Source organism: Dorea sp. BIOML-A1 (assembly GCF_009875615.1).
Classification (GTDB): Bacteria; Bacillota; Clostridia; order Lachnospirales; family Lachnospiraceae; genus Dorea_A; species Dorea_A amylophila.
Window position 1 is genome coordinate 1 of the sequence record NZ_WWSA01000042.1, and the last position, 22,725, is coordinate 22,725.

Genomic DNA, 22,725 nt, shown 5'->3' on the forward strand with positions numbered 1-22,725 from the left:
CCTGAACAAGAAGCCTTATCTATTGTTTCCTTCAAGGACTGAGAGGCCGCTTCCCCAGTTAATAAATTAAATCCCAACTAATCTAATTTCAACCCTTTGAATAAATCTCCGAGACTTGTACCAATCTCCTCAGCTTTAGGAATCTCTACATGGATTTCCTCTTCTTCTTTTTTCTCTTCTTCAAGAGCTTTCATGCTGAGACTGATCTTACCGTCTTTTACGCCGATGATCTTTACATTTACCTCATCTCCGACATTTAACACATCAGAAGGTGATTTGATCCGTTTTAAACTGATCTGGGAGATGTGTACCAGTCCGGAGAGTCCGTCGCCGAGATCTACAAATGCGCCGTAGTTCTGAAGACTTTCTACCGTACCAGTTACTATGCTGCCGACTTTAACAGCTGCAATTCGGGCTTCTCTTTCTTTTCTTGCTTTTTCCTGTAGGATCTCACGTGCAGAGAGCACAAGACGGTTATTGGCTTCATCTACATCAATGACCCTGACTTCAATATCTTTTAACAGATATGTTTCCAGATCTTCGATATAAGAAAGAGATAATCTGGATGCAGGAATGAATCCGCGGATTCCCTCGATCATGGCAATGGCTCCGCCGTTCACGATTCCTTCTACTTTTACAGGCAGGATCGTGCCTTTTTCCATATAAGATTTTACTACGTTCCATGGATTTGCATCATCAAAATGTTCCTCAAGGTCAGCCATTGTAACAGCTGCTTCTGTCTGTGTTTGTTCGTGTAATAATTCTTCGCTCATAGTGTAATAATTCCCTTCTTAGTAATAGTAAGAACATGCAAATAACATGTTCTCCAGTATTAATTTTAGTATAGCATAGAACCATAATATTGTTCAAAGAAAAATACGAAATACATGGAAATAAAGGTTGACGAAACTTCAAAAAGATGGCAAGCTTAATACTTGAAGGATATAAGCAAAAGGATGTGAAAGATAAAAGATGGCTAAAAAAGAAGAAAAAATATACGTTGTGGGACATAAGAATCCAGATACGGATTCCATCTGTTCGGCAATTGCCTATGCGAATTTAAAAAGAGAAATAACCGGTAATGATTATGTAGCCAAAAGAGCCGGTCAGATAAATGAAGAGACACATTATGTATTACAGAAGTTTGGGGTAAAAGTACCGACACTTCTTGAAAATGTAAAACTGCAGGTAAAGGATATGGATATCCATCAGATTGATGGTGTCGGTCCGAATGTGTCTATGAAAGATACATGGATAAAGATGAAGGAGAATAATATCAAGACCATTCCTATATTAAGAGACGAAGAGCTTCTTGGTGTGATTTCCACAGGAGATATTGCAACATCTTATATGGATGTATATGATAACATGATCCTTTCCAAAGCAAAAACACAGTACCGTAACATTATGAATACACTGGATGGAGAGATGGTAACCGGTAATGAACACGGATATTTTACCAAAGGGAAAGCGGCAATCGGTGCGTCCAGTCCGGAACTGATGCAGGAATTTATTGAAAAGGATGATTTGGTGATTCTTGGAAACCGTGTAGAGTCACAGATGTGTGCCCTGGATATTGATGTAAGCTGCATGGTTGTCTGCCAGAATGCGGAGGTTTCAAAAGAAGTGATCAAGCGTGCAGATGAACAGAGTACGGTGATCATCAGTACGCCACACGATACATTTACCGCGGCAAGACTGATCAACCAGAGTGTCCCGGTTAAGCGCTTTATGACGAAGGCACCTCTGAGTTCTTTTCATATGAGTGATTATGTGGAAGATATCAAGGAAGTGATGGCAAAGAAGAAGTACCGTGATTTCCCGATCATTGACAGACATGGAAAGTTCAGGGGGTTCATATCCAGACGTCGTTTTTTAAATGTAAGTAAGAAGAAAGTAATTCTGGTAGATCATAACGAGAAGAATCAGGCTGTAGACGGTATCGAAGAAGCAGAGATTGTGGAGATCATCGATCATCACAGACTGGGAAATATAGAGACAATGGGACCAGTGTTCTTCCGTAACCAGCCAGTAGGATGTACCGCAACGATTGTATATCAGATGTACAAAGAAAATGATGTGGAGATCAAGCCGACAATTGCAGGACTTTTGTGTTCGGCAATTATTTCAGATACACTTTTATTCCGTTCACCGACCTGCACACCGCTGGATGAAAAGATTGCCAAAAAACTGGCGAAGATTGCGGGTATCAATCTGGAAGAACAGGCACAGGAGATGTTCAAGGCAGGAAGCAGCCTTGCCGGAAAGACAGCAGAAGATATTTGCTTCCAGGATTTTAAGCAGTTTACAGTCAATGATATGGTATTTGGCGTAGGACAGTTGAATTCCATGAGTAAAGAGGAACTGCAGGAAGTAAAAGAGATGCTGACACCATATCTTCCGAAAGTACTGGAGAAGAATGGAGTGCAGATGGTGTTCTTTATGCTGACAGACATTCTGGATGAGTCGACAGAACTGTTATGCTGTGGGGCAAGGGCAAAAGAGTATATCATTGATGCATTTGACCTGAAAGAAAACACGGAGAAGATGATCTTAAAGGGTGTGGTATCCAGAAAGAAACAGCTGATACCGACTTTGGTAAGTGAATTACAGCAGTAAAGGAAGCGGGGGAGAAGACATGGCAAAGCAGATCTGGAAACCGGGGAATATGCTGTATCCGCTTCCGGCTGTGATGGTAAGTACTGCAGATAAATCCGGCAGATCGAATATCATAACAGTTGCGTGGACAGGAACAGTATGTACGAATCCGGCGATGCTGTATATATCTGTAAGACCGGAACGATATTCGTACAATCTTTTGAAAGACAGCGGAGAGTTTGTAGTAAATCTGACGACCGAGAAGCTGAAAAAGGCAACAGACTGGTGCGGTGTACGTTCCGGTCGTGATGTCGACAAATGGAAAGAGATGCATCTGACGGCCGGCAAAGCGTCAAAGCTTGATCATGCACCGATCATAGAAGAATGTCCGGTGAACATTGAGTGTAAAGTAACAGAGATAAAAGAACTTGGTTCGCATCATATGTTTCTGGCAAAAGTAGAGGCTGTTCAGGTAGGAGAAGAATATCTGGATAAAAAGGGAAGACTACAGCTGGGAAAGGCCGGACTTCTGGCATATTCTCACGGAGAATACCTGACATTGGGAAAGACTCTCGGAACATTTGGATGGAGTGTCAGAAAGCTTTCTGCGTCGGGAAGAAAAGCGGCATCGCGAAAACGAAAGAAATAAAAACAAAATAAATCTAGGGCGTCAGAATGCTGACGCTTTTTTTAAATTCCATGCGTTCGAAATAAGGGTATGAGCATGGAATTTTCTGTCTTTGCATATAGTAAAATGAAATGGTGGTATGTGGGGACAGCATGGAATTAAATCGGTATTATGAATCTGCTGCAATATATAAATGGCGTAAGAAGAGAAAGAAAGCATTTGTTTTGTTCATTTGCATAGTTGGAATCTGTTTTCTTGTGACAAGGATGGTGCGGGTGGAAGATAAGACAACGGTGAAAGTTCATAACATGCATACGGAACAGAATGAAAAAGCCATTCGGTATGTTGCATCAAATATGATAAAAGAGGATCCAAAGATTGCAATTACCTTTGATGACGGACCAAGTCCGGCATGGACTCCGCAGCTTCTGGATGGATTGAAAGAGCGGAATGTAAAAGCAACATTTTTTCTGATCGGAGAAAACGCAAAAAATAATCCGGAACTGGTAAAGAGGGAAGCTGAAGAAGGACATCTGATAGGTAATCATACCTATCATCATGTGGAAATCACACGGGTTCCGGATGAGACGGCACAAGAAGAAATACTGATGACAAATGAAGTGATCACCGGAATTACCGGAGAGGAAGTCTCTTATATGAGACCGCCGTTTGGAGTCTGGCAGAAAAATCTGGAGAGGAAACTGGATGTCATGCCTGTGTTGTGGACCATAGATCCGCTGGACTGGACAACGGACAATGAAGACGAAATTATCAATAAAGTAGTGACGCAGGCGGGGGAAAATGATATTATTTTATTACATGACTGTTATGAATCTAGTGTGAATGCAGCACTACGTATAGTGGATATTTTGCAGAAAGAAGGGTTTGAATTTGTAACAGTCGATGAATTGATAATGAATTAGAGTTGTACTCTTGTGGTTCAACTAAATGGAGATGAAAGAATGGATTTATTTGATTACATGCGGGAGCAGAACATGGAAAAGGAAGCTCCGCTTGCATCCAGACTGCGGCCGACAACATTGGAAGAAGTAGTGGGACAACAGCATATTATAGGAAAAGACAAATTGCTTTACAGGGCGATCAAGGCGGACAAATTAAGCTCAGTCATTTTTTATGGTCCTCCGGGAACTGGGAAGACCACGCTTGCCAAAGTAATTGCCAACACGACCAGTGCGGAATTTACCCAGATCAATGCAACGACTGCGGGTAAAAAAGATATGGAAGAAGTGATTGCCAAGGCAAAAGAGATGCAGGGAATGTACCGGAAGAAGACCATCCTGTTCGTAGATGAGATCCACAGATTTAATAAAGGACAACAGGATTATCTGCTTCCGTTTGTGGAGGATGGTACGATCATCCTGATCGGTGCAACGACGGAAAATCCGTATTTTGAAGTAAATGGGGCGCTGCTTTCCAGATCGAGCATTTTTGAGTTGCAGCCGCTTGCGAAAGAAGATATTAAGACGCTGATCACGAGGGCGGTCTATGACACGGTAAAAGGCATGGGAAGTTATCAGGCAGTGATAGAGGAAGATGCATTGGAATTTCTTGCAGATATTTCCGGCGGGGATGCCAGAAGTGCATTGAATGCGGTTGAGCTTGGTATCCTGACAACAGAACGAGGGGCAGACGGAAAGATTCACATAACACTGGATGTTGCATCCGAATGTATTCAGAAACGGGTAGTCAAATACGATAAGACCGGGGATAATCATTACGATACGATCTCTGCATTTATCAAAAGTATGCGGGGTTCTGATCCGGATGCGGCAGTGTATTATCTTGCAAAAATGCTGTATGCAGGAGAAGATATCAAGTTCATAGCCAGGCGTATTATGATCTGTGCATCGGAAGACGTCGGAAATGCAGATCCGATGGCACTTACGGTAGCAGTATCTGCGTCTCAGGCGGTCGAAAGGATCGGTATGCCGGAAGCACAGATCATCCTTTCACAGGCAGTCACTTATGTAGCGACTGCTCCAAAGAGTAATGCCGCATGCAATGCAATTTTTGATGCAATGGCAAGTGTGAAACGCACAAAGACAACGGTTCCGTCACATCTGCAGGATGCGCACTATAAAGGGGCGCAGAAGCTTGGACATGGTACAGGGTATAAATATGCCCATGATTATCCACATCATTATGTAGAACAACAATATCTTCCGGACGAGATCGCCGGAGAAAAATTCTATGTGCCGAGTGAGAATGGGCATGAGAGGGAGATTAAAGAGTGGATGCAGTATATTCGGAAGAATCAGTAATTCCGGGATGTTATTTATTGACCGGAGTATCCTCTTTCTAAAAAATATCTAAACAGTGTTGACAAAAATATGCGGGAGTGCTATCTTAATAGTCGAAAGGTGTTAGCACTCAGATATAAAGAGTGCTAATAACCTAAAGCCGAAAGGAGGAGGTACCGGTGATAAATCATGAAGAACTGAGTGAAAGAAAACTGAAAATACTTCATGCAGTCATTCAGAATTATCTGGAGACGGGAGAACCGGTTGGTTCCAGAACAATTTCCAAATATACGGATCTGAATTTAAGTTCAGCAACGATTCGTAATGAGATGGCTGATCTGGAAGAGATGGGATATATCATCCAGCCTCATACGTCAGCAGGACGTATTCCTTCGGACAAAGGATACAGGCTCTATGTAGACATGCTGATGGAGGAGAAAGAGCAGGAATTAAATGAGATGCAGGAGCAGATGCTTGATAAGGCTGACAAGATGGATCAGCTTCTGAAACAGGCGGCAAGGGTTCTTGCAACGAATACGAATTATGCAACGATGGTTTCCACTCCGATGAACAATTCGAATAAGATTAAGTTCATTCAGTTGTCTATGGTAGATGAGGAACAGGTGATTGCAGTTATTGTACTGGGCGGCAATGTGATCAAGAACAAGATCATCAACATTGACGAACCGATCAGTAATGAGAATCTGCTGAAGTTAAACATGCTGCTGAATACAACACTCAACGGCATGGCGATTGAAGAGATCAACCTGGGTCTGATCGCCAGATTGAAAGAGCAGGCAGGAATCCACAGTCAGGTAGTCGGATATGTTCTGGATGCAGTTGCGGATGCCATTCATCTGGATGATGACATGCAGATTTATACAAGCGGTGCAACGAACATTTTTAAATATCCGGAGCTGAGTGATAACCAGAGTGCACAGGAGATCATCAGTGCATTTGAAGAAAAACAGCAGTTATCCGAGCTGGTAACCCAGACCCTGGCAAAGGAAGACAATACCGGAATCCAGGTATATATCGGTGATGAGACGCCGGTACAGACCATGCGGGACTGCAGTGTGGTAACCGCAACGTATGAGCTGGGAGATGGTATGAAAGGAACGATAGGAATTATCGGACCGAAACGTATGGATTATGAGCATGTTTTAAAATCTATGAAGCGTCTCCAGACAGAACTGGATCAGATGTTTCATAAGAATGATAGAAAGGTGGAATAACCCTTGGAGAATAAGCAGGAAAAAAGCCAGGAAGATATGGTAAAAGAAGCTGTGGAAGAAGCCAAAAAGTCTGCAGCTGAGACTGAATCTGCAGAAGCTGAGGCGGAGGAGACAGAAGAAACTTCCGAAGAAGCCGGAAGCGAAGAAGCCAAAGAGGATGCAGAAAAGAAAACTGGCAAAAAATTATTTGGTAAAAAGAAAGATAAAAAGGACGAGAAGATAGAAGAACTGACAGATAAGCTTACTCGTCAGATGGCAGAGTTTGATAACTTCCGCAAACGTACAGAAAAGGAAAAGTCCCAGATGTATGAAGTTGGAGCGAAAGATATCATAGAAAAGATTCTTCCGGTTGTAGATAACTTCGAAAGAGGATTAGATGCGGTAAAGGAAGAAGAAAAAGAAGATCCGTTCGTTCAGGGAATGGAAAAGGTATACAAACACCTTGTTACCACACTTGAAGGAATAGAGGTGAAGCCTATTGAAGCAGTAGGTCAGCCGTTTGATCCGAATTTCCACAATGCGGTGATGCATGTGGAAGACGAAAACTTTGGTGAAAATATTGTTGCCGAAGAATTTCAGAAAGGTTACACATACCGTGATTCGGTCGTAAGACACAGCATGGTAAAAGTAGCAAACTAGAAACAAGCATATTCACAATTATCAGAATAAAGAATAATACAGGAGGAAATTTATCATGGGTAAAATTATAGGTATTGACTTAGGAACAACAAACAGTTGCGTAGCCGTAATGGAAGGTGGACAGCCGACAGTTATCGCCAACACAGAAGGCGCAAGAACAACACCATCTGTAGTTGCATTTACAAAGACTGGTGAGCGTCTTGTCGGAGAACCTGCAAAACGTCAGGCAGTAACAAATGCAGAGAGAACAATCTCTTCTATCAAGAGAGAGATGGGAACCGACTATAAGGTAACAATTGAAGATAAGAAATATTCTCCACAGGAGATTTCAGCAATGATCCTTCAGAAATTGAAAGCAGATGCAGAAGGATACCTCGGAGAGAAAGTAACAGAGGCTGTTATCACAGTACCTGCTTACTTCAACGATGCTCAGCGTCAGGCAACAAAGGATGCTGGTAAGATCGCCGGTCTTGATGTAAAACGTATCATCAACGAGCCGACAGCAGCAGCACTTGCATATGGACTTGACAACGAGAAAGAACAGAAGATCATGGTATATGACCTTGGTGGTGGTACATTCGATGTATCAGTTATCGAGATTGGTGACGGAGTTATCGAAGTATTATCTACAGCCGGTAACAACAGACTTGGTGGAGATGACTTCGACCAGAAGATCACAGATTACATGATCGCTGAATTCAAGAAACAGGAGGGTGTTGACTTATCTACAGATAAGATGGCACTTCAGAGATTAAAAGAAGCAGCTGAGAAAGCTAAGAAAGAACTTTCATCTGCAACAACAACAAATATCAACCTTCCATTCATCACAGCTACAGCTGAAGGTCCAAAACATTTTGATATGAACCTTACAAGAGCAAAATTCGATGAACTGACACATGATCTTGTACTGAAGACATCTGAGCCGGTACAGAGAGCATTATCAGACGCTGGCATCACAGCTTCTGAACTTGGTCAGGTACTGTTAGTTGGTGGATCTACACGTATCCCGGCAGTACAGGAAGAAGTAAAACGTCTGACAGGTAAAGAGCCAAGTAAATCTCTGAACCCGGATGAGTGTGTAGCACTCGGAGCATCTGTTCAGGGTGGTAAACTTGCAGGAGATACAGGCGCCGGCGACATCCTTCTTCTGGATGTAACTCCACTGTCACTGTCTATCGAGACAATGGGTGGCGTAGCTACTCGTCTGATCGAGAGAAATACAACAATTCCTACAAAGAAGAGCCAGATCTTCTCTACAGCTGCTGATAACCAGACAGCCGTTGATATCAATGTAGTACAGGGCGAGAGACAGTTCGCAAGAGATAACAAATCCCTCGGACAGTTCAGACTGGACGGAATCGCACCGGCTCCACGTGGAATCCCTCAGATCGAAGTTACATTCGATATCGATGCAAATGGTATCGTAAATGTATCTGCAAAAGACCTTGGAACCGGAAAAGAACAGCACATCACAATTACAGCAGGATCTAACATGTCTGATGAAGATATCGACAAAGCTGTAAAAGAAGCTGCTGAATTCGAAGCTCAGGATAAGAAACGTAAAGAAGGAATTGATGCTAAGAATGAAGCTGACGCTATGGTATTCCAGACAGAGAAAGCTCTGCAGGAAGTTGGCGATAAGCTTGACGGTGCAGATAAAGCAGCAGTAGAAGCTGACTGCAAAGCTCTGAAAGAGTTACTGGAAAAAGCAAATACAGATACTCTTACAGACGAGCAGGTTGCTGAGATTAAAGCAGGTAAAGAAAAACTGACAGAAAGTGCTCAGAAGCTTTTCACAAAGATGTATGAGCAGGCTGGTGCAGCAGCAGGAGCTCAGGGAGCAGGTCCTCAGGCAGATGCTTCAGCAGGAGCAGGTCCGGCACCAGAAGGATTCCAGGGCGACGATGTCGTAGACGGAGATTACAAAGAAGTCTAAGAACATTAAGTGAGGAATAGGAAATGGCAGAGTCAAAAAGAGATTACTATGAGGTGCTTGGGGTCAGTAAAGATGCTGACGAAGCAACTTTGAAAAAAGCATACAGACAGGTTGCCAAGAAGTATCACCCGGATATGAATCCGGGTGATGCTGAAGCTGAAAAGAAGTTCAAAGAAGCTTCTGAGGCATATGCAGTCTTGAGCGATCCGGAAAAACGTCGTCAGTATGATCAGTTTGGACATGCTGCTTTTGACGGAAGTGCAGGAGCAGGCGGCGGATATGGCGGATTCGATTTTAACGGTGCTGATTTTGGAGATATTTTCGGAGATATCTTCGGAGATCTGTTCGGCGGCGGACGCAGAGGCGGACGTGCGAACCAGGGACCAATGAAAGGTATGAATATCCGGAAGAGTGTCAGGATCACATTTGAAGAGGCTGTATTCGGATGCGAGAAAGAATTGGATGTTGTATTAAAAGACCCATGTCCGAAATGTAACGGAACAGGTGCCAAACCGGGAACATCTCCGGAGACTTGTCCGAAATGCGGCGGTAAAGGTCAGGTTGTATATACACAGCAGTCTTTCTTTGGAACCGTACAGAATGTACAGACCTGTCCAGATTGCCAGGGAACTGGTAAGATTATTAAGGAAAAATGTCCGGATTGCGGCGGTACAGGTTATGTAGCCAGCAAGAAGAAGATATCCGTATCCATTCCGGCAGGTATTGATAATGGTCAGAGTGTGCGTATCCGTGAAAAAGGTGAGCCAGGTGTAAACGGCGGACCAAGAGGAGATCTTCTGGTAGAGGTCGTGGTATCAAGACATCCGATCTTCCAGCGTCAGGATATGCATATCTTCTCAACGGTACCGATTACATTTGCACAGGCGGCGCTTGGTGCGGATATCCGTATCAAGACGGTAGACGGAGAAGTAATCTATACTGTAAAACCGGGAACCAAGACCGATACAAAAGTGCGTCTGAAAGGAAAGGGAGTTCCATCTCTTAGAAATGCACAGGTTCGCGGCGATCATTATGTAACGCTTGTTATCCAGACACCGGAACACTTAAGTGCCGAAGCAAAAGAAGCACTTCGTAAATTCGATGAACTGACAGGCAATTCTCTTGGAACAGAAAAGAGTGACAAGACGGAAGAGCATAAAGGTAAAAAGAAAAAAGGATTTATGGATAAATTAAAGGAAACCTTTGATGATTAATTTCATCAGGGGTTTCCTCTTTGTGTCTAGAAGTATCTATGGAAAACCGGTGACGGCAGGTTCTGTAAATCTGACAGGTATTGAAAAATATACAAAAAAATGCTGGCATTCACCGTGGTAAAGTGCTATCATATTAAACAAATCAAATTTTTAACAAACCAGGAGGACTCAAGTATGTACGCATTTGATGAAATTAAAAAAGCAGACAGTGAAATTGCAGATGCCATTCAGGCCGAGATGGAGAGACAGAATTCGCATCTGGAACTGATCGCATCGGAGAACTGGGTAAGTAAAGCGGTCATGGCAGCAATGGGAAGTCCGCTTACAAATAAATACGCAGAAGGCTATCCGGGCAAACGTTATTATGGTGGATGTCAGTGTGTGGATGTAGTGGAAGATCTTGCAAGAGAAAGAGCAAAGAAGTTATTTGGCTGTGATTATGCCAATGTACAGCCACATTCCGGAGCACAGGCAAATCTGGCAGTATTCTTTGCAATGCTGGAGCCTGGAGACAAAGTCATGGGTATGAACCTGGATCATGGCGGACATCTGACACATGGTTCTCCGGTTAATATTTCCGGTAAATATTTCAACGTCGTATCATACGGAGTGAACGATGAGGGTGTGATCGATTATGATAAGGTACGTGAGATTGCAGTAAAAGAAAAACCAAAGATGATCATTGCGGGAGCAAGTGCTTATGCAAGAATCATTGATTTCAAAAAATTCCGTGAGATCGCGGATGAAGTAGGAGCATACCTTATGGTTGATATGGCACATATCGCGGGACTTGTTGCAGCAGGACTTCATCCAAGTCCGATCCCGTATGCAGATGTAACTACAACTACTACACATAAGACACTGCGCGGACCAAGAGGAGGCCTGATTCTTTGCAATCAGGAAGCAGCAGATAAGTTCAACTTTAATAAAGCTGTATTTCCGGGAATTCAGGGAGGTCCACTGGAACATGTGATCGCAGGAAAGGCTGTGTGCTTTAAAGAGGCACTGGAGCCTGAATTCGCAGAATATCAGAAGCAGATCATCAAAAATGCACAGACACTCAGCAAAGGTCTGATGGGTCGTGGTGTAAAGATCATATCCGGCGGAACAGATAATCACTTGATGTTGATTGACTTAAGAGGCGAAGAGGTAACCGGTAAAGAACTGGAAAAACGTCTGGATGCCGCACACATCACATGTAACAAGAATACGGTACCGAACGATCCAAGATCTCCGTTCGTGACAAGTGGTGTCAGACTTGGAACACCTGCAGTTACAACAAGAGGATTAAAAGAAGAAGATATGGATGTGATCGCAGAGTGCATCGCACTGGTACTTCAAAGTGAAGACAATATTGAAAAAGTCAAAGGAATGGTTGCAGAGCTGACTGCAAAATATCCTTTGGATATGTAATATTCGAGAATAACGAAAGAAAATAAGAAAATCAAGGATGCGTCGGAGTATGGTTTTTAAACTTATTCAGACGCATTTTTGCTGTGCAGATACCAAAAATTTTAGTAATAAGACAGCGTATTTTTATGAGTTTTTATGAAAATGATAAAAACAAAGTAATAACAGGATGGAAATTTAAAAGCAGGAAGCGTATAATCAAAAATAATGTATATTAATCTATACAAGAAGAATCTCGATAACAGCGATGAGACAAAACAGCAGATCACGACAACAGGGGAAGAACAATATAAAACGGCGGAAGAAACAGTAAAAATAAAGCAGACGGAATTACAGCAACAGGAACGCCGGTGGTAGAAGGTCAGACGATTGCGGTTGATCCAAGAGTTATTCCTTACGGAACGAAAGTGATCATCGGAGGTCATATATTTACAGCTGAGGATTGCGGCGGTGCAATTCAGGGAAACCACATTGACATCTATGTAAATAATCACGCAGAGGCAACGGCGCTCGGGGTGACAAATGCAGATGTATTTCTTGTGAAATAAGAATAAAATAAAAATGAGAAAAGACAGCTTTTTCAGATTTGAAAGTTTGAAAAGCTGTCTTTTAATATTGCGTTGCATTCATAAAAAACGCTGGATAGATATGGATTATTTACAGATCTTTAAAAGTTCTTTCAGATAATCCCACATACGCTTTGTAGATTCGATATGTACGCGTTCATTATAAGTATGTACACCTGTCAGTTCCGGTCCGAAAGAAATGATATCAAGATCATTCTTCTTTCCGAATAAGATTCCACATTCCAGTCCTCCGTGAGTTGTCTCAACGGTAGGCTCTTTGCCGAACATTTCTTTATAAAGTTCAATTGCTTTCGGACGGATCACGGAATCTGCATTGTAGCTCCATGCCGGATATTCACCGGAGATTTCGCGGGAAGCACCTGCAAGATCTGTTGCAAGATCCAGTTTGTTTCGCATATCATCTAACTTGGTAGCAACGGAGCTGCGAACCTGGAATTTGATCTTTACCGTATCTTCTGTGGTTTCAACGATACCTGTATTCAGGGAAGATTCTACAGCTGTAGGGAACGCACGGTCATAGCATTGTACACCATCGATTGCTCCATACAGGAATCCGATTACATGTGCAGTAGTATCTGCGTCAAATGCTTTTAAGGCAGTCTCGCCTTCGGAAACAGCGTTCAGAGATAAAGTTGGTTCCTGTCCGGCAAACTCAGCGGAGATCGTCTGTTCCAGTTCGGTAACAGCATCTGCGATAGCCTGAGCCTGTGCAGGGTCAGCAATAATCTCAGTCGTATTATATTGTGCGATTACGTTTGCTGCATTTCCGCCGTTTGTGCTTACAATGTTGAAGTCGTAATCTTTTGCAAGAGCATACAGGACGCGTCCCATGATTTTGTGTGCATTTCCAAGCTGGTACTGGATTTCTGCGCCAGAATGTCCACCCTGCAGATCGGAAATGGAGATCGTCATCTTTGTTCCGTTTTCTTCACTCCATTCGATCGGAATGAAGGTATCGTAAATGTAGCCGCCGGCACATCCGACAGTCATAACACCTTCAATTTCAGAATCAATGTTCAGACAGATCTTTCCTTTTAATACAGATGTATCCAGGTGATGTGCACCGCCCATACCAATCTCTTCATCAATTGTGAATACAGCTTCAATCGGTGGGTGTGGAATGTCTGTGCTGGCAAGGATTGCCATAGCGTAAGCAACGGCGATGCCATCATCGCCACCGAGAGTGGTGTTCTTTGCCCCAATCAGATCACCATCTACAAAAAGGTCTAAAGAATCATTTTCAAAATCATGATCACTGTCGGTTGTCTTTGTAGCGACCATGTCCAGATGTCCCTGGATGATAACCGGGTCACTGTTCTCGTATCCGGCAGTACCGGGTTTTTTGATGATTACGTTGTTCACTTCATCCTGGATATATTCCAGATTGTGAGCTTTTGCAAATTCCACACAAAAATCACTGATTTTTTTTGTGTGGAAGGTACTTCTAGGTACCATACTTAATTCTTCGAAGTAATGGAATACTTCTTTTGGTTCAATATTAGACAAAATTCCCATTGTTCATTCCTCCGTTTGTCTTTAGTCTCTATCTGTCATTGTACCATGAAATTCAGCACTTTACCATGATAAAATTTAATGTATACATAACGGAATGTAATAGCTATAATAACTGTAGCTTATAAGATTTTATTAAAACATTCAATAACTGCAGGACTACACAAAAAAGAAGAAAAAATATATAATATTTAAGTTGAAAATAATATGAATCGCCATGCGTTCGAAAGAAATTTACAGGAGGATATATATGAGTACAAAAGAAGCAAAACAGATGGACAAAGCATTATTTGATTTTTATGGAAAACCATCTATCGGACAGGCTTTGCCACTTGCAATCCAGCATGTACTTGCGATGATCGTCGGATGTGTAACACCATCGATCATTGTTGCGGGAGTGGCCGGAATTTCACAGGAAGATTCCGTGATCTTAATACAGGCAGCACTGGTGATGTCGGCACTGACGACATTACTGCAATTGTTTCCATTTATAAAAACAAAGAATTTCCGGATCGGTTCGGCACTTCCGGTTATGATGGGAATCAGCTTTGCGTATGTTCCAAGTATGCAGGCAATTGCGTCTGATTTTGACATTGCAACAATTCTGGGTGCACAGATTATCGGAGGTGTGGTTGCACTTCTGGTGGGATTGAATATTAAGAGAATCCGCAAATTCTTCCCGCCGCTGATTACAGGAACGGTCGTATTTTCTATCGGTCTTTCTCTGTATCCGACAGCAATTAATTATATGGCCGGAGGTGCGAGCAGCAAGACTTATGGATCATGGCAGAATTGGGTGGTTGCGATTATTACATTGATCATTGTAACAGCATTGAATCATTACGGAAAAGGGGTATGGAAACTGGCATCCATCCTGATCGGAATTATTGCAGGATATATCGTAGCGTTGTTCTTTGGAATGGTAGATTTTTCATCTGTGTCATCGGCAGCGTTCTTCCAGCTTCCGAAGCCAATGCATTTTGGAATCAAGTTTGAACCATCTGCATGTGTTGCGATCGGAATTCTGTTTGCAATCAATGCAGTACAGGCAATTGGTGATTTTTCGGCAACAACAACAGGATCTATGGACCGTATGCCGACAGATGAAGAACTGACAGGTGGAATTGTAGGCTATGGAATCAGTAACATTTTCTGTGCATTCTTTGGAGGACTTCCGACTGCGACATACAGCCAGAATGTAGGTATCGTATCAACAACAAAGGTCGTCAGCCGTGTGGTAATGGGGCTGGCAGCAGTGATATTACTGGCAGCAGGATTGATTCCGAAGTTCTCTTCTCTGCTTACGACAATTCCGTATTGTGTACTCGGCGGTGCGACAATCTCTGTATTTGCTTCGATTACAATGACGGGAATCAAACTGATCACGACAGAGCCAATGGATTTCCGTAATACAACAGTTGTAGGACTTGCAGTAGCAGTAGGAATGGGTGTGACACAGGCAAATGCTTCACTGGCACAGTTCCCGGAATGGGTGACAACAATTTTCGGAAAATCTCCGGTTGTTCTTGCAACGATTGTAGCAATTGTGTTAAATTTAACCCTTCCAAAAGCAAAGAAAAAAGAGGAGAAATAATCCTTATATGATAATAAGTTATATAAATGGTGAATGGAAAGAGCCTGGCAGTTTATGCCAGGCTATTGGAATTTTTAAAGAAAATTTTCATAAGACGGTATCCGTTGTCGGCGGAGGCGGAAAGACGACAGTGATCCGCAGGCTTATGGATGAATGCCGGAATGCCGAAATTCCATGTGCGGTTTCTACAACAACTCATATACAAAAATGTGATGCCGGATATTTTCTGGGAAAACCTTCGGTGGAAATGTTCCGTCAGATTATGATAAAATGTGGTGTTGTATGGATGGGAAGAGAGACAACGGATGGGAAGCTTGCATCTTTTCATGAAGAATATCTAAAAGAGATCAGCCGTGAACCAGGTGTACTGCTTCTAGAGGCAGACGGAGCGAAGCGTCTGCCGGTTAAAACCCCTGCGGAACATGAGCCGGTGATCTGTGAGCAGACAGATATTGTTTTGAATGTATATGGGATGAGTGCGGTTGGAAAGAAGCTGCAAGAAGGTTGTTTCCGGGTGAAAGAGACCGGGAAGATTCTCGGAAAGACAGAAGAAGATATTCTGTGTCCGGAAGATATTGTCACACTTGCGGTAAGTCAGAGCGCGGGACGAAAATACGTGACGGATGATATGGAATATCAGGTGATACTGAATCAGGCAGATACTAAGGAGCAGAAAAAAATAGCAGTGGAACTTGCGGAAGAGATCGTAAAGCAGTTGTCAGACAGGCATGCAGATAGTATGGAATGCCCGGGGCAGATTCACAGAGTGCATGTGGTATCGGACCTGATTCCGTTGAAAGAAAGATGGTAACTATGTCAGAAATGTATAAAAACAGAAAAAAAGTATTAATCAGAGGAGCCGGAGATCTGGCTACGGGTGTAGGAGTGGCACTTCACAGGGCAGGATTCCGGGTGATCATGACGGAGATTGCAGTGCCGCTTACCGTCAGACGTGAAGTTGCAATGTCACGGGCAGTCTATGAAGGCAGGATAGAAGTAGAAGGAATAGAAGGAATTCTTGTGGGAAATTATCAGGAAGCCAGGAGGGTACTGGCAGCGGATAAGATTGCCGTAATCGTGGACCCGGAGGCAGAGATCCGGAGAGAATTCAGACCGGATGTACTTGTGGATGCAATTCTTGCAAAAAGAAATACAGGAACCAGCCGGGCAGATGCACCATATGTGATCGGTCTCGGACCGGGGTTTATAGCGGGAAAAGATGTCCATGCTGTCATAGAGACAATGCGTGGATTAACACTTGCGGATATCATCTATGACGGACAGCCGATTCCCAATACCGGCATTCCGGGATATGTGGGCGGCTATGCGCTGGAACGTCTGATCAGGGCGTCAGCAGCCGGACGGATGGAGCCGAAAGCACAGATCGGGGATGTTGTCCGAAAAGGACAACTTTTGGCTCTGACCGGAGGAAAACCGGTCTATTCTCAGTTGGACGGTGTGATCCGGGGGATGTTACAGGAAGGCGTGCAGGTAAAAAAGGGTCTGAAGATTGGAGATGTGGATCCGAGAAAGGACAAGAAATTGTGTTATCTGATCTCGGATAAGGCAAATGAGATTGGCAGTTCCGTGGTAAAGACAGTAGAAGCACGACTGTCAGATAAAGATTATGCGATGATTCTCCTGGCAGCCGGAAAGTCAAGCCGGTACGGGAACAATAAGCTGCTGGAGAAACTGGATGGAGGGCAGATGTTCGAACATACCCTTCGTAAAATGCGTGCATTTCCATTGTGTACACAGGTAGTGGTAACAAGATTTGAAGAGATAGAGAATGCAGCAAAAACACAGGGGATGCTGGTGGTACAGAATACGGAGCCGGATCTTGGAATCGCACATTCGCTGAAGTTAGGATTAAAGAGAGCATTAGATGAGAATCCGGGGTTAAAGGGGGCTATGTTCATCGTATGTGACCAGCCGGGATTGACAGCCGGGACATTTGCCCGTATGCTTGAGATGGGGAAGATGCATCCGGGAAGGATTGTATGTGCCGGATGGAAAGGAAGAACCGGGAATCCCGTATTATGGGATTCGTGCTTTTTCCGGGAGTTGTGCAGACTTTCCGGTGATAAAGGCGGAAAACAGATCATCTGTGCACATAAAGAAGATGTGGTGCTCTGTGAGACAGAAGAAGCAGAACTCCGGGATGTAGATGTACCGGAACAACTGATAAAATGGGAGAGAGATTATGGAGAATCAGGAAAATCAAGAGAAGAAACATAAACGGAGAGTCCGATATTCCGGAACACATCCGAGAAATTATAAAGAAAAATATAAAGAACTGAATCCGGAAAAGTATGCAGATACTATTTCAAAGGTGATCCAAAAAGGCGGAACACCGGCAGGAATGCACATTTCCATCTGTGTACAGGAGATCCTGGACTTCTTTGATATCCAGCCGGGACAGCAGGGACTGGATGCAACGCTTGGATATGGAGGGCATACCTCAAAGATGCTGGAAAAACTGCAGGGAGAGGGCCATATCTACGGACTGGATGTAGATCCGATCGAATCAGCAAAGACAAAGAAACGTCTGGAGGAAAAAGGATTCGGATCAGACATCCTGACAGTAAAGCTTGAGAACTTTGCTAATATTGACAAAGTAGCAAAAGAAGCCGGAAAATTTGATTTTGTACTGGCAGATCTTGGTGTGTCATCCATGCAGATCGATAACCCGGACCGGGGATTCACATTTAAAGCAGAAGGTCCTCTGGATCTGCGGATGAATCCGGAGAAAGGAATCAGTGCGGCAGAACGGCTGCATGACATTTCAAGAGAAGAACTTGCAGGGATGCTGGTTGAAAATGCAGATGAACCTTATGCAGAAGAGATTGCAGAAGCAGTTACGGAAAAGATCCGAAAAGGCGGAAAGATTGAAACAACAACGGGATTGCACCAGGTAATCGGAGAGGCGCTTGCATTTATTCCGGAAAAAGAAAGAAAAGAAGCAATACGTAAGTCGAGCCAGCGGGTATTCCAGGCACTTCGTATTGATGTGAATCATGAATTTGAAGTATTGTATGATTTCCTGGATAAGCTGCCGGGTGTGCTAAAACCGGGAGGAAAAGTGGCAATCCTTACCTTCCATTCGGGGGAAGACCGTCTGGTAAAGAAATCATTCAAACAATGGAAAAAGGAGGGCCTGTACAGTGAGATCGCAAAAGACGTCATCCGACCGTCCAAAGAAGAATGCTTCCGCAACAGCCGTGCGAAATGCACGAAAATGCGCTGGGCAATCAGGTCAGAAGAGTAAAGTACAGAAAAATAAAAAGCAGACACGGAGTCAGACTTCTGCATGTAAAATCGATAAAAAATGTGGCGGCTGCCAGTTCCAGAAGATACCATACAAAGAACAGCTGAAAAGAAAACAGAAGCAGGAAGAAAAATTATTGGGCGGCTTTTGCAAAGTCAGTCCGATCATCGGTATGGAGCATCCATATTTTTATAGAAATAAAGTACATGCGGTATTCGATCATGACAGAAAAGGAAATGTGATATCCGGCATCTATGCAGAAGGAACGCACCGTGTGATCGCAGTGGAAGAATGTCTGATCGAAGATAAGAAAAGTCAGGAGATCATCCGTACAATCCGTGAACTTCTGCCGTCTTTTAAGATTAAGACATATAATGAAGATACAGGATATGGACTTTTGAGACATGTATTGATCCGCAGAGGCTTTGAGACTGGTGAGATTATGGTCGTTCTGGTGCTTGGATCGCCAATTCTTCCATCAAAGAATAACTTTGTGAAGGCTTTGAGAAAAGTACATCCTGAGATTACGACCGTAGTACTGAATGTGAATAACAAGCAGACCAGTATGGTGCTGGGAGAAAAGGAAAAGCCGATCTACGGACCGGGATTTATTAAAGACAGATTATGCGGCTGTACGTTCCGTATTTCTCCAAAATCGTTCTATCAGGTGAATCCTGTACAGACGGAGATCCTTTATAATACAGCCATGGACTATGCGGAACTGACCGGAAAAGAGACGGTGATCGATGCGTACTGCGGAACCGGTACAATTGGTCTGATTGCAGCCAGGAATGCAAAGAGAGTCATTGGAGTAGAGCTGAACAAAGATGCGGTGAAAGATGCGAGAATCAACGCAAAAGAAAATGGCATCAAGAATGCCGAGATCTATGCAGGTGATGCGGGAAGATTCATGGTAGATATGGCTTCGAAGAACAAAAAAGCAGATGTGGTATTCATGGATCCGCCGAGAGCCGGAAGTGATGAGAAGTTCCTTTCTTCTGTAATAAAGCTCGGGCCAAAGAGGGTTGTCTATGTGTCCTGTAATCCGGAGACACTGGCAAGAGATCTGAAATATCTGACGGGAAACGGATATCAGGCAGTGAAGATCCAGCCGGTGGATAACTTCCCGTTCTGCGATCATATCGAGACGGTAGTAAAGCTTGTGAAAAAGCAGGCAGCCTGGATCTGACGGTCAGGACGGATTACTTTGTGAATCGTGTCGTAACAACGAGAAAGATTGAACGGAAGCAGGAAAGTGGTGGAAGTTCTGTGCATACCGGCTCTTCCGGTAAGAGTCACGGAGGACGCAGCGGAAAGTTTTAATCATGAACTTCCGGTACAGAACGCCAGACGGATAAGACGATGCTCAATGGGAGAATTTTTGAGTGAATAAAATGGATATAAATAGACATTTTCTCTGGATTGTTGGTTTTATGATCTGAAAAAAAGAGCTATAGTTAAAGTATACAAGACGGAATATACTTGCAAAAAGGAGGAAGCGTTATGATTATTTGTATCGGAAGAGAATTTGGAAGCGGCGGTCATGAAATCGGAAGAATACTTGCAAAAAAATTGGGACTGGAATTATATGACCGGGATCTGATCGACAAGGCAGCAGAAAAGATTGTTGCAATGCCTAAAGAAGTTCTGGAAAAGGCGGATGAAAAAAAACATAATCCATGGTTGCACCAGGTGTGGTATGATGTGCCGAATCAGGAACTCAACGGAATGACAGCCAATGACACACTGCATCAGGCATACAGTTCTATTATCCGGGAACTGGCAGGAAAAGAAAACTGTGTGTTTGTCGGACGCTGTGCAGATTACATATTGGAACAGGCAGAACTTGATCATATCAGCCTGTTTATAGCGGCACCGTTTGAGTGGCGTGTGCAGAGAAAGATGGAACAGCTTTCGATAGATGAGAAAGCGGCGACTTCGATGGTCAGAAAGAAAGACAAAGACAGGAAAGCATATTATGATTATTACACCGGCAGAAGCTGGGGCAGACCGCATAATTATGATCTGTGTATTAACAGTTCCAGGTTAGGAATCGAAGTGACAGCAGAAAAGCTGGCAGAGATGGTCCTGCAACTGGAAAAAGGTACGTCTTCTGTTGATTTTGGTCTATAAAAAACTGCAATTGATAATATTGTTATAACGGTATTATCAATTGCAATTTTTTATCTTTATTTGCAGTTCTTTCCGTGAAGATAGAAAAATAAGCCGCCAATGATAAATCCACCGCCTATAATGTTACCGATTGTAACAGGCAGAAGATTGACAAGGAAGAAATTTCCCCAGTTCAGGGAAGCAATCTGACTTTCGGTGATGCCGTACAATTCCTTTGCTTTGGCAACATAATCCGCATTCATGGAAGCAAAGATTCCGGCTGGGATATAATACATATTTGCAACGCAGTGTTCGAAGCCGGATATAACGAATGCCATGATCGGGAAGAAGATGGCGAGGGATTTTCCGGCAATATCTTTTGCAGTAGAAGCCATCAATACTGCAGCGCACACCAGGATGTTACATAAAATTCCGGAGATCAGAGCAGGCAGAAAAGACAGGCTGACTTTTCCGAGAGCTACTTTTATTGTAAATGCACCGAGAGCACCATTGGTGTAATTATACTGTCCGGACAGATATACCAGATACGCGAGAGCAACTGCACCGACCATATTTCCGAAATATACAATTACCAGAGTACGGATGAGAGAAGCAACGCTGATCTTTCTCTTAATACATGCCATCGTCATCATACAATCTCCGGTGAACAATTCTCCTCCGATAAATACAATCATCATCAGACCTACCGGGAAGACGCATCCTGCAACCAGACGCGCAAGCCCTACATTTGAAATATCATGCATGGCAACATTACTGGACTGAGCACCGAGTGCGATGCAGACACCAGCCATGATTCCCATAAAGAATACTTTCTTTTTAGAAGTCGCAGCTTTTTTTACAGCACCGTTCATATTGGCCTGTACAACTTCCTGCGGAGTGTTAAACATTGAATCCATAATAACCCTTTCCTTTAGTAATAGTTTGATAAAAATATCACATAAAATATAACATGGATAACAAAGCAGGGGCAACCTGTAATCGCAATGTTTATGCTCTTTTTTACATACAGTATCGGAAAAATATGTTATAATCGATGAAAAACAGAGAAATTCAATTATCAAATCAGAAAAAGGAGAATTACGATGGCTCAGAATAGCTGTGAAAGCTGTACTTATTATACATACGATGAAGATTATGAAAGTTATATGTGCGATATCAATATGGATGAAGATGAATATATGCGTCTTATATCTGATCAGCATTATCAGTGTCCTTATTACCGGAATGGGGATGAGTATATGGTGGTGAGGAAGCAGATGTGATTGGAATTTAATTTATTAACTGGGGAAGCGGCCTCTCAGTCCTTGAAGGAAACAATAGATAAGGCTTCTTGTTCAGGTTCCATACCATAAGAAACACTAAGAGAGTCAGAACCACCTAAAAGCAAAGAAACTACGCTCAAACTCGGCGTTCGCCTCAAACACGTTCGCTTTGTTCCTTTAACGGTGCTTCTGACTCTCTAACTGTTTCTAACGGCATTCCACATTCACAATAATCCTTATCTATTGTTTCCTTCAAGTCGTGACTGGCAGCGGATATTAATAAATGAAATGCCCGGAAGTGTAACCCGGTGGAGGCCACTACGGTTACGCATTTGCCATTTAGTACCATAAAAGTGTAGTTGTTAGAGAGTAATTAACTCTAACATCTACACTTATTTTATTATAATAAGGGAAGTAGTTGGTATGACATATTGCCATTAGGATTTTC

21 protein-coding genes are annotated in these 22,725 nt (G+C 43.1%); 18 read left to right on the top strand and 3 right to left on the bottom strand.

The features are described 5' to 3' along the window. Positions 1-77 precede the first annotated feature (77 nt). Positions 78-773 (bottom strand): S1 RNA-binding domain-containing protein, encoded by a 696-nt coding sequence (locus GT508_RS13155; RefSeq protein WP_055281015.1) that lies wholly within the window; start codon positions 771-773, stop codon positions 78-80. Positions 774-972: 199 nt separating this feature from the next. Between GT508_RS13155 and GT508_RS13160 the strand changes: the two genes are divergently transcribed. From GT508_RS13160 to GT508_RS14970, 11 genes are all read left to right on the top strand, one after another. After that, the gene (locus GT508_RS13160) at positions 973-2,619 is read left to right on the top strand and encodes a putative manganese-dependent inorganic diphosphatase (RefSeq protein WP_161144427.1); all 1,647 of its coding nucleotides are present in this window, start codon (positions 973-975) and stop codon (positions 2,617-2,619) included. A 19-nt stretch (positions 2,620-2,638) separates the two neighbouring features. Then, positions 2,639-3,247: a flavin reductase family protein gene (locus tag GT508_RS13165; protein WP_055281019.1), complete on the top strand. Its 609-nt coding sequence runs from the start codon at positions 2,639-2,641 to the stop codon at positions 3,245-3,247. 287 nt (positions 3,248-3,534) lie between these two features. Then, positions 3,535-4,149, top strand: coding sequence for a polysaccharide deacetylase family protein (locus GT508_RS13170; protein ID WP_226854003.1), 615 nt, complete (start codon positions 3,535-3,537; stop codon positions 4,147-4,149). 39 nt (positions 4,150-4,188) lie between these two features. Beyond that, a complete protein-coding gene (locus GT508_RS13175) occupies positions 4,189-5,508 on the top strand; it encodes a replication-associated recombination protein A (protein ID WP_161144428.1) in 1,320 nt (439 codons plus the stop codon). 158 nt (positions 5,509-5,666) lie between these two features. Continuing rightward, positions 5,667-6,722 (top strand): heat-inducible transcriptional repressor HrcA, encoded by a 1,056-nt coding sequence (gene hrcA, locus GT508_RS13180; protein WP_161144429.1) that lies wholly within the window; start codon positions 5,667-5,669, stop codon positions 6,720-6,722. Between the two features lie 36 nt (positions 6,723-6,758). Then, on the top strand, positions 6,759-7,361 hold the full coding sequence (gene grpE, locus GT508_RS13185; RefSeq protein WP_171029391.1) for a nucleotide exchange factor GrpE: 603 nt from the start codon (positions 6,759-6,761) through the stop codon (positions 7,359-7,361). Between the two features lie 55 nt (positions 7,362-7,416). Next, on the top strand, positions 7,417-9,297 hold the full coding sequence (gene dnaK, locus GT508_RS13190) for a molecular chaperone DnaK (RefSeq protein WP_118224648.1): 1,881 nt from the start codon (positions 7,417-7,419) through the stop codon (positions 9,295-9,297). A 23-nt stretch (positions 9,298-9,320) separates the two neighbouring features. After that, positions 9,321-10,511 (top strand): molecular chaperone DnaJ, encoded by a 1,191-nt coding sequence (gene dnaJ / locus GT508_RS13195; RefSeq protein WP_028087089.1) that lies wholly within the window; start codon positions 9,321-9,323, stop codon positions 10,509-10,511. 174 nt (positions 10,512-10,685) lie between these two features. Further along, positions 10,686-11,924 (top strand): serine hydroxymethyltransferase, encoded by a 1,239-nt coding sequence (glyA, locus tag GT508_RS13200; protein ID WP_161144430.1) that lies wholly within the window; start codon positions 10,686-10,688, stop codon positions 11,922-11,924. A gap of 204 nt (positions 11,925-12,128) precedes the next feature. Then, entirely contained in the window at positions 12,129-12,278 is a 150-nt protein-coding gene (locus GT508_RS13205) for a hypothetical protein (RefSeq protein WP_155515184.1), read from the top strand. After that, on the top strand, positions 12,272-12,469 hold the full coding sequence (locus tag GT508_RS14970) for a 3D domain-containing protein (RefSeq protein ID WP_319017417.1): 198 nt from the start codon (positions 12,272-12,274) through the stop codon (positions 12,467-12,469). The genes GT508_RS13205 and GT508_RS14970 overlap by 7 nt, the downstream gene beginning before the upstream one ends. A 105-nt stretch (positions 12,470-12,574) precedes the next feature. Here the strand turns inward: GT508_RS14970 and GT508_RS13215 are convergent, their stop codons facing one another. Next, positions 12,575-14,023 carry an aminoacyl-histidine dipeptidase gene (locus tag GT508_RS13215; protein WP_161144431.1) on the bottom strand — a complete coding sequence of 483 codons (1,449 nt, stop codon included), beginning with the start codon at positions 14,021-14,023 and terminating at the stop codon, positions 12,575-12,577. A 247-nt stretch (positions 14,024-14,270) separates the two neighbouring features. Here GT508_RS13215 and GT508_RS13220 point away from each other — a divergent pair, with 247 nt between their 5' ends. The 6 genes from GT508_RS13220 to GT508_RS13245 all read left to right on the top strand — a co-directional run bounded on the left by GT508_RS13220 (position 14,271) and on the right by GT508_RS13245 (position 21,015). Continuing rightward, positions 14,271-15,614, top strand: coding sequence for a uracil-xanthine permease family protein (locus GT508_RS13220; protein WP_055281037.1), 1,344 nt, complete (start codon positions 14,271-14,273; stop codon positions 15,612-15,614). A 7-nt stretch (positions 15,615-15,621) separates the two neighbouring features. Next, positions 15,622-16,425, top strand: a complete 804-nt coding sequence (gene yqeC / locus GT508_RS13225) for a selenium cofactor biosynthesis protein YqeC (RefSeq protein ID WP_161144432.1) — start codon at positions 15,622-15,624, stop codon at positions 16,423-16,425. Further along, positions 16,359-17,852 carry a selenium-dependent molybdenum cofactor biosynthesis protein YqeB gene (gene yqeB, locus GT508_RS13230; protein ID WP_330576948.1) on the top strand — a complete coding sequence of 498 codons (1,494 nt, stop codon included), beginning with the start codon at positions 16,359-16,361 and terminating at the stop codon, positions 17,850-17,852. Before yqeC ends, yqeB begins: the two co-directional genes overlap by 67 nt. Further along, complete coding sequence (rsmH, locus tag GT508_RS13235; RefSeq protein WP_117598030.1) at positions 17,818-18,882, top strand: 16S rRNA (cytosine(1402)-N(4))-methyltransferase RsmH; 1,065 nt, start codon at positions 17,818-17,820, stop codon at positions 18,880-18,882. Before yqeB ends, rsmH begins: the two co-directional genes overlap by 35 nt. Next, positions 18,779-20,071, top strand: a complete 1,293-nt coding sequence (gene rlmD, locus GT508_RS13240) for a 23S rRNA (uracil(1939)-C(5))-methyltransferase RlmD (protein ID WP_330576949.1) — start codon at positions 18,779-18,781, stop codon at positions 20,069-20,071. Before rsmH ends, rlmD begins: the two co-directional genes overlap by 104 nt. A 314-nt stretch (positions 20,072-20,385) precedes the next feature. Beyond that, a complete protein-coding gene (locus GT508_RS13245; RefSeq protein WP_055281050.1) occupies positions 20,386-21,015 on the top strand; it encodes a cytidylate kinase-like family protein in 630 nt (209 codons plus the stop codon). Positions 21,016-21,071: 56 nt separating this feature from the next. Here GT508_RS13245 and GT508_RS13250 read toward each other — a convergent pair whose 3' ends face one another. Continuing rightward, entirely contained in the window at positions 21,072-21,911 is an 840-nt protein-coding gene (locus GT508_RS13250) for a formate/nitrite transporter family protein (protein ID WP_161144433.1), read from the bottom strand. A gap of 186 nt (positions 21,912-22,097) precedes the next feature. On the opposite strand from GT508_RS13250, the gene GT508_RS13255 reads away from it, so the two are divergent. Continuing rightward, on the top strand, positions 22,098-22,277 hold the full coding sequence (locus GT508_RS13255) for a DUF6472 family protein (protein WP_006426050.1): 180 nt from the start codon (positions 22,098-22,100) through the stop codon (positions 22,275-22,277). The last annotated feature ends 448 nt before the right edge of the window (positions 22,278-22,725 follow it).